Here is a 7,648-nt window from a genome sequence, read left to right as displayed (position 1 = left end):
GCGGGCGGCTATGCCTATGCGGCGGCGATCTTCAGCTTTCTGGGCGGGGTGTGGTGGGGGCAGGCGCTGGCGAGTGGCCGCGCGACCACCGGCGCTTATGTGCTCGCGGTCATGCCGAGCCTGATAGCGGTGGCTCTGTTCCTGCCCTGGACCTTCGGCTGGGAGTGGCCGGGCCCGGCGCTGCTCTATCTTGGCGCTCTGATCCTCGCCTCGCCGCTGGTCGATCGGGCGCTGGGCTATGCCGCGCCCGACTTCCTGCGGCTGCGCTGGCACCTCTCGATCGGGCTGGGCGTGCTGTCGATCGCGCTCGGCCTGATCGCGCCGCAGGTCATTTAGCGCGCCAGGCGCGCGAGCGGGCGAGGGTGCGCTGTTTGCAATAAATTAACCAACGCGGCCTAGGGAGAAGCTCGGGGTTCCCCACGGGATGGCGCGTTTGATGATCGCATCGCTCAAGTCTCTGGCCGACAGGATGCGGCGCGCTTTCGGCTCGTCCGAACGCGAAGAGGTCGTGCTCAAGGCCAGATTGGACCGCCGCTCGGGCGCCGACCTGCTGCGTCGCAAGCGCATCAAGGTGGCGGCGATGGCGATCCTGTTCGGGGTGGTCTCGGCGGCGATCGAAATGCCGCTCCCGGCCGAGGACGCGTTGCGGCTGGCCCGCGCGCAGCTGCGCATGCGTCCAGCATCGCAGGACATCGTCTTGATCGCGATCGACGATGCGACGCTGAACGAACTCAAACAGCCCGGGACGAACCGGTATCAGGACAGCGCGATCATTGACCAGCTCGTGGAGGCCGGGGTCAAGCGCATCGTTTTTGACCGCGCTCATGCGGATCCTGAAACGCCTGAAAGCGATGCGGCCTTCGCGCACGCACTTGCCAGGCACCGCGGCAAGGTGTGGCTGGCCATGGCACCGGGCAGTGAGACAGGGTTTCAGAGAAGCGAACCCATCCTTCCGGTTGCAGCATTCGGCAAGGAAGCTCGGCTAGCGTCGATGGTGAGCTTCTTCAGCCCTTTTGGCCTGTCCATGTTGATACCGACCGATGTCGAATTCGAAGGAGCCAAGTACCGTTCGATCTCGGTCGTGCTCGCCGATTACCGCGGCGGGGCAGCACGCTACCGTCCCGATTATGCATTCAACCTCAATTCCATCCCGACCTATCGCTATGTCGATGTCTTGCGCGGACGCATCGGGGCGAAGGAACTCGCGGGCAAGTCTGCAATCATCGGAACGACATTCGTCGATTCTCCGGACATGCATCGCCACCCCTTCTACGGGAAGGTCTCCGGATCATACTTCCAGATCCTCGGAGCCAATACGCTGAAGCGTGGGCAGCCGCTCGACCTCATGTGGTTCCCGCCGATCCTGCTCGCCGCCGCCGTCATTGTAGCTCAGGCGCTGGGCCGCCGCAGAACGATGGGGGTCTTGTGGCTGCCTGTAGCCGTGCTGCCGGTGGCCGCTTTCTTTCTCGACGAGTTCACGATCAACATCGACATGATGTCGGCCATCCTCGCGATCCTGTTTGCCGCGATCGGTTTCAGCCGCATCAATCACAAGTATTTCAGCGCCGGCATCGACGCGATGACGACGACGGCGATCAGCTCCCATAAGGCCAACGCAGACTGGGACGTGTTTGCGCTCAAGATCGCCAATCTGTCCGAGCTTTCCGAAGAATGGAGCTCGCGCGACATCGGCGACTTCGTCAACACGCTGATCGGCTATGTGAAGGGCCCGGGCGAGGTCGGCGATATCGCCTTCGAGCGTGACGTGCTGATCTGGCTTGCGCCGCGGATGGAGAATGTCGAGCTCGAACGCCACACCGATGGCCTTGCGCTGATGCTCAAGACCGCGATCAGCCATGATTGGCAATCGTCCAACGGTGCGCCCGCGATCGGGGTCGATACCAATTACGACCTGCCGATTGCCTTGCGCATCAAGAAGGCCATGCAGGCGGCCGACGAGGCGGCAACCCGCGGGGTGCGCTTCATCATCAATGATGCCGCGCATCTGGAAGCGCGCAACCAGCGGCTCGAGCTGATCCGCGTGCTCGAGAAAGGCCTGCGCGATCGCAACATCGGGGTTGCCTACCAGCCCAAGATCGATCTCGCCTCGGGCCGGATCGTGGGCGCGGAGACGCTGATCCGCTGGCGACCCGACGGGGGCGAGTTCGTCAATCCGCAGGATCTCGTGCTCGCTGCTGAAGCCGGCGACCGGATCAACGAGCTCACCCTGGTGGTGATGGAAACCGCGCTGGTCGAAGGCAAGCAGGCGATCGCGCTGGATCCGCGCTTCAAGCTGGCGGTCAACATGTCGGCCAAGAGCTTGTCGGACACCCACCTGCTGTTCGACATCATGACCATGCTCGGGCGTTACAATTTTCCGCCGGAAAACCTCACGCTCGAACTGACCGAGACCGCCAAGCTAGAGGACCACCGGATCGCGCCTCAGATCGCTGCCCTGAAGGCGCGCGGCATTTGCCTGTCGATCGACGACTTCGGCACGGGCGAATCGAACCTCGAATATATTGAGAAGCTCCCCAGCTCCGAACTCAAGATCGACAAGAAGTTCGTTCAGCACATGGCGAAGTCGGAAGAAAGCCGCGCCGTGGTACGTGCGACGATCGAGATCGCGCATTCACTCGGCAAGGTGGTCGTCGCCGAGGGTGTCGAGGAACCCGAGGTGGCGGCGGCGCTGCGTGCGATGGGATGTGACCAGGCGCAGGGCTATCTTTTTTCGCAGGCGATCGGAATGCCCGAGCTGCTCGCGATGATGGGCGGCGGGAGGGCCGCAGTTAACGCTTGATTAGGGTTAATAATGTGTTACACATCCGGGCATCGGGTTAACAATGCTACGGAGGCCTTTATGTGGGCATGGTTTTACGAGATCACTGGCACCCGTTAATAGGCTGCCGCTGAGATGACAGGAAAGCCCCGGGAAACCGGGGCTTTTTTTGTTTTCGGAGGTCATTCGCATCGGCTGCGCCGCGTGCGGCGGTCGCTCCTGTCTGGCAACCCAAATCCTCTCGAATCAGGGTTAACGCGCATCGCGTGCAGTGTGGCAGCCAGCGCAAGCCCGATGCCGGGCCGCGCTTTTGCCGCAAAAATGAACAAGGAAATTGGTCGGGGAGAGAGGATTCGAACCTCCGGCCCCTGCCTCCCGAAGACAGTGCTCTACCAGGCTGAGCTACTCCCCGACCGTGTCGGTCCCGCGTCACGAAAATGCCACGCGGGTCGAGGCAAGGCGCGCCCTATAGGTGGCGATGGTCATGGTGGCAAGCGGGCAATTGCGCGCTATGGTCGCGGGCATGGCCCGCCTCGCGAATCCCCTCTCAGCCCCGGCGAAACCGCATCCCGAACAGCAATATCTCGATCTGATGCGCCAGATCTGGGAGACGGGCAGCGAGCGGATCGACCGCACCGGCATCGGCACACGTTCGGTGTGCGGGAGCATGCTGCGATTCGATCTCGGCGGCGGCGCCATGCCGCTGCTCACCACCAAGCGCGTCTACTGGAAGACCGCGACGCGCGAACTCCTCTGGTTCCTGACCGGCGAAACCAACATCCGCCCGCTGGTGCTGCAGGGCGTGAAGATCTGGAACGAATGGCCGCACGCGAAATATGTCCGCGAAACGGGCGATCCGATCGGGCTCCATGATTTTGTCCAGCGCATTGCCGAGGACGAGGCCTTCGCCAACCGTTGGGGCGATCTCGGTCCGGTCTATGGCAAGCAGTGGGTGGACTGGCCGACCTTTCGCTATCGCCCCGACGGGCTCTATGAAAAGGGCGAGGGGATCAATCAGGTCGCGTCCGTCATCGAATCCCTGCGCACCAGCCCCGGCAGCCGCCGCCACATCATCGAGGGCTGGAACGTCGCCGAGCTCGATCGCATGGCGCTCCCGCCCTGCCACAAGACCTACCAGTTCCATGTCGCAGGCGAGGGTGAGAGCGCCCGTCTCAATTGCGTGCTCTACCAGCGCAGCTGCGACGTCGCGCTGGGCCTGCCCTTCAACCTGTGGTCGGCCGCGCTGCTGACCGCGATGATCGCCCAGCAGGTCGGCATGGAGCCCGGCGAGCTCGTCTGGATGGGCGGGGACGTCCACCTCTATCTCAACCATGCGCATCTGATCGAGGAGCAGCTCTCCCGCCAGCCGCAAGGCCATCCGCGGCTCGAGATGACACGGCAGCCCGAAACAATATTTGGATATCGGATCGAGGACTTCGTGGTGCATGATTACGCGCCGCTGCCGCCGATCAGCGCACCTGTTGCGGTGTGAGGCCGCGGTGCTCGCCGTGCTTGACCGTTCACCAGTGGTGAAATAAAAATACGTATTCAAGCAATGATCGCACCCGCCTCCAGAAGCGGTGTGCCGGCACGGGGAGAGCGCGCAGAATGGCCGATCCAGCGAATCCGGGGGCCGGGGGAGACGGCGGCGGCAACCGCCCGGCGCTCGCGCTGCATGTCCCCGAGCCGCGCTACCGGCCCGGCGACAAGGCCGATTTCTCGCATATCGACATCGGCCAGCCCGGCGACCAGCCGCGCCCGGACGAGGGCGTGCATCCAAGCACGATGGCGGGCCTCGCCTATGGCCTCGTGAGGGTGCTGGGCGATGACAATCAGGCGCACGGGCCCTGGAACCCGCGCCTCTCGCCCGACACTCTGCGCGCCATGCTCGGCCACATGGCGCTGGTGCGGGCCTTCGACGAACGCATGTTTCGCGGGCAAAGGCAGGGCAAGACCAGCTTCTACATGAAGTGCACCGGCGAGGAGGCGACCTCGATCGCCCCTGCCATGGCGCTTGCCAGCGACGACATGGTGTTCCCCTCCTACCGCCAGCAGGGCATCCTGATCGCGCGTGGCTATCCGCTGATCGAGATGATCAACCAGATCTATTCGAACAAGGCCGACAAGCTGAAGGGCCGCCAGCTGCCGATCATGTATTCGAGCCGCGAGCATTCGTTCTTCAGCATCTCGGGCAACCTTGCGACGCAATGCCCGCAGGCGGTGGGCTGGGCGATGGCGAGCGCATGCCGGGGCGACAGCCGCATCGCAGCGACCTGGGTGGGCGAGGGCTCGACCGCCGAGGGCGACTTCCACTCGGCCTGCACCTTCGCCGCAGTCTACAACGCGCCGGTAATCCTCAACGTGGTCAACAACCAGTGGGCGATCTCGAGCTTCAGCGGCTTTGCCGGGGCCGAGCGCACCACCTTTGCCGCGCGCGGTCTTGGCTATGGCATCGCGGCGCTGCGCGTCGACGGTAATGACGCGCTGGCATGCTATGCCGCCACTGAATGGGCCGCGAACCGCGCGCGCGGCAATCACGGCCCGACGCTGATCGAATACTTCACCTACCGCGCCGAAGGGCATTCCACCTCGGACGACCCGTCCGGCTACCGCTCGGCTCAGGAGCGCGAGGAATGGCCGCTCGGCGATCCGGTGACTCGTCTCAAGAACCACCTCATCGCGATCGGCGAGTGGGACGAGGAACGCCAGAGCGCGATGGACCTCGAATGTGCCGAGCGCGTGAAAACCACCACCAAGGAGGCCGAGAAGAACGGCATCCTCGGCCACGGCCTGCACCACCCGTTCCACACCATGTTCGAGGACGTCTACGAGGAGCTGCCCTGGCACCTCGAGGAACAGGCCGAACAGGCGATCCGCGAGCGCATCGCCAAGTTCGGCACGGAAAGGCCCTTCGGATGAGTGAGGAACCCGCAACCGTGGGCGATAACGTCCTGACCGAACGCCGCCTCAACATGATCGAGGCGATCAACGAGGCGCTCGACATCATGCTCGAGCGTGATCCCGACGTGATCATCATGGGCGAGGATGTCGGCTATTTCGGGGGCGTGTTTCGCGCCACTGCCGGCCTGCAAGCCAAGCACGGCAAGACCCGCGTGTTCGACACCCCGATCAGCGAATGCGGGATCATCGGCGTCGCGGTGGGGATGGGTGCTTACGGCCTGCGCCCGGTCCCCGAAATCCAGTTCGCCGATTACATCTACCCCGGCCTCGACCAGCTGATTTCCGAGGCCGCGCGGCTGCGCTATCGTTCGGCGGGCGACTACATCGCGCCGATGACGGTGCGCTCGCCCTTCGGCGGAGGCATCTTCGGCGGCCAGACCCACAGCCAGAGCCCTGAGGCTTTGTTCACCCATGTCGCGGGCCTCAAGACCGTGATCCCGAGCACACCCCACGATGCCAAGGGCCTCTTGATCTCGGCCATCGAAGACAATGATCCGGTGATCTTCTTCGAGCCCAAGCGCATCTATAACGGCCCCTTCACCGGCTTCTACGACAAGCCGGTCGAGCCGTGGAAGAAGCACCCCGATTCGGTCGTGCCAGAAGGCTACTACAAGGTGCCGCTCGGCAAGGCGCGCAAGGTGCGCGAGGGTGAGGCGCTGACGGTGCTCGCTTACGGCACCATGGTCCATGTCGCCGAAGCGGTGTGCCTCGAGAAGGGGGTGGACGCCGAAATCCTCGACCTCAGAACGCTGGTTCCGCTCGATATCAAGGCGATCGAAGCCTCGGTGGAGAAGACCGGGCGCTGCCTGATTGTCCACGAGGCGACCCGCACTTCGGGCTTCGGCGCGGAGCTTTCCGCGCTGGTCACCGAACGCTGCTTCTACCACCTCGAAGCGCCCGTCGAACGCGTCACCGGCTTCGACACGCCCTATCCCCACAGCCTCGAATGGGCCTATTTCCCCGGCCCCGTCCGCATCGGCGAGGCGATCGACAAGCTTCTCAAGGACTGACCCGACAATGGCCAAGTTCATTTTCAAGATGCCCGACGTGGGCGAAGGCGTGGCCGAGGCGGAAGTCGTCGAATGGCACGTGAAGGTCGGTGACCGGGTCGAGGAAGACCAGCACATCGTCGACGTGATGACCGACAAGGCGACGATCGACATCGAAAGCCCCGTCTCTGGCGTGGTGACGACGCTGGCGGGCGAGGTGGGCGACACCATCGCGATCGGCGGGATGCTGCTGGTGATCGAGACAGAGGGTGAGGGCGAGGCGACCGAAGAGGAAGCCGAGGCCGCCGCCGGGCAGATCGAGGATGACATGTCCGATGCGCCGACTTCGGAAGAGGTGGCCGAGCGGATCGATGCCGAGAACCCCGATGCAAGCGACGCCGACGCGGCGATCGCCGCTACGCCTGCGCCCGTTCCGGCCCCGGCGCCCGTGCCCGAACCCGAACACCGGGCCGAAGCCAAGGTCCTCGCCAGCCCTGCGGTGCGCCAGCGCGCGCGCGATCTCGGGATCGACCTTGCCGAGGTGAAGCCCGCCGCCGATGGCCGCGTGCGTCATGCCGATCTCGACGCCTTCCTCGCCTATAATGCCGGCAGTGGCTTCGGTGCGGCGAGCAAGATGCGCGGCGACGAGACGATCAAGGTCATCGGCTTGCGCAAGCGCATCGCCCAGAACATGGCCGCCGCCAAGCGCCACATCCCGCACTTCACCTATGTCGAGGAGTGCGACGTCACCGATCTGGAGGAGCTGCGCGCGCAATTGAACGCGGCGCGGGGCGAGAAGCCCAAGCTCACCCTGCTGCCCCTGCTGATCACCGCGATCTGCAAGGTGATCCCGCAATACCCGATGATCAACGCGCGTTATGATGACGAGGCCAATGTCGTCACCCGCTACGGCGCGGTG

The 7,648-nt window shown here is 64.3% G+C and carries 6 protein-coding genes and 1 tRNA gene; 6 read left to right on the top strand and 1 reads right to left on the bottom strand.

Going from position 1 to position 7,648, the window contains the following annotated elements:
* Positions 1-336 (top strand): DUF3429 family protein (locus tag NBV68_RS15750; RefSeq protein WP_296311522.1); only part of this gene is annotated, 336 nt, incomplete at its 5' end.
* Positions 337-436: 100 nt separating this feature from the next.
* Positions 437-2,800, top strand: coding sequence for an EAL domain-containing protein (locus tag NBV68_RS15745; RefSeq protein WP_296311521.1), 2,364 nt, complete (start codon positions 437-439; stop codon positions 2,798-2,800).
* A 314-nt stretch (positions 2,801-3,114) separates the two neighbouring features.
* Here the strand turns inward: NBV68_RS15745 and NBV68_RS15740 are convergent.
* Positions 3,115-3,191: transfer RNA gene (locus tag NBV68_RS15740), tRNA-Pro, on the bottom strand.
* Between the two features lie 111 nt (positions 3,192-3,302).
* Here NBV68_RS15740 and thyA point away from each other — a divergent pair.
* From thyA to NBV68_RS15720, 4 genes are all read left to right on the top strand, one after another.
* Positions 3,303-4,271 carry a thymidylate synthase gene (gene thyA, locus NBV68_RS15735; protein ID WP_296311519.1) on the top strand — a complete coding sequence of 323 codons (969 nt, stop codon included), beginning with the start codon at positions 3,303-3,305 and terminating at the stop codon, positions 4,269-4,271.
* Positions 4,272-4,387: 116 nt separating this feature from the next.
* Positions 4,388-5,698 carry a thiamine pyrophosphate-dependent enzyme gene (locus tag NBV68_RS15730; protein WP_296311516.1) on the top strand — a complete coding sequence of 437 codons (1,311 nt, stop codon included), beginning with the start codon at positions 4,388-4,390 and terminating at the stop codon, positions 5,696-5,698.
* On the top strand, positions 5,695-6,750 hold the full coding sequence (locus NBV68_RS15725; protein ID WP_296311513.1) for an alpha-ketoacid dehydrogenase subunit beta: 1,056 nt from the start codon (positions 5,695-5,697) through the stop codon (positions 6,748-6,750). The genes NBV68_RS15730 and NBV68_RS15725 overlap by 4 nt, the downstream gene beginning before the upstream one ends.
* A 7-nt stretch (positions 6,751-6,757) precedes the next feature.
* Positions 6,758-7,648: 2-oxo acid dehydrogenase subunit E2 (locus NBV68_RS15720; protein WP_296311510.1), on the top strand; the 891-nt coding region annotated here is incomplete at its 3' end.

It is taken from the genome of Erythrobacter sp. (assembly GCF_023653175.1).
Classification (GTDB): Bacteria; Pseudomonadota; Alphaproteobacteria; order Sphingomonadales; family Sphingomonadaceae; genus Erythrobacter.
The sequence above is the reverse complement of the archived record's forward strand: the minus strand, read 5'-3'. Positions and strand labels throughout refer to the sequence as shown.

Coding starts and splice junctions, on each gene's coding strand:
- thyA (WP_296311519.1), top strand. CDS start 3,303: ATGGCCCGCCTCGCGAATCCCCTCTCAGCCCCGGCGAAACCGCATCCC.
- NBV68_RS15730 (WP_296311516.1), top strand. CDS start 4,388: ATGGCCGATCCAGCGAATCCGGGGGCCGGGGGAGACGGCGGCGGCAAC.
- NBV68_RS15745 (WP_296311521.1), top strand. CDS start 437: ATGATCGCATCGCTCAAGTCTCTGGCCGACAGGATGCGGCGCGCTTTC.
- NBV68_RS15725 (WP_296311513.1), top strand. CDS start 5,695: ATGAGTGAGGAACCCGCAACCGTGGGCGATAACGTCCTGACCGAACGC.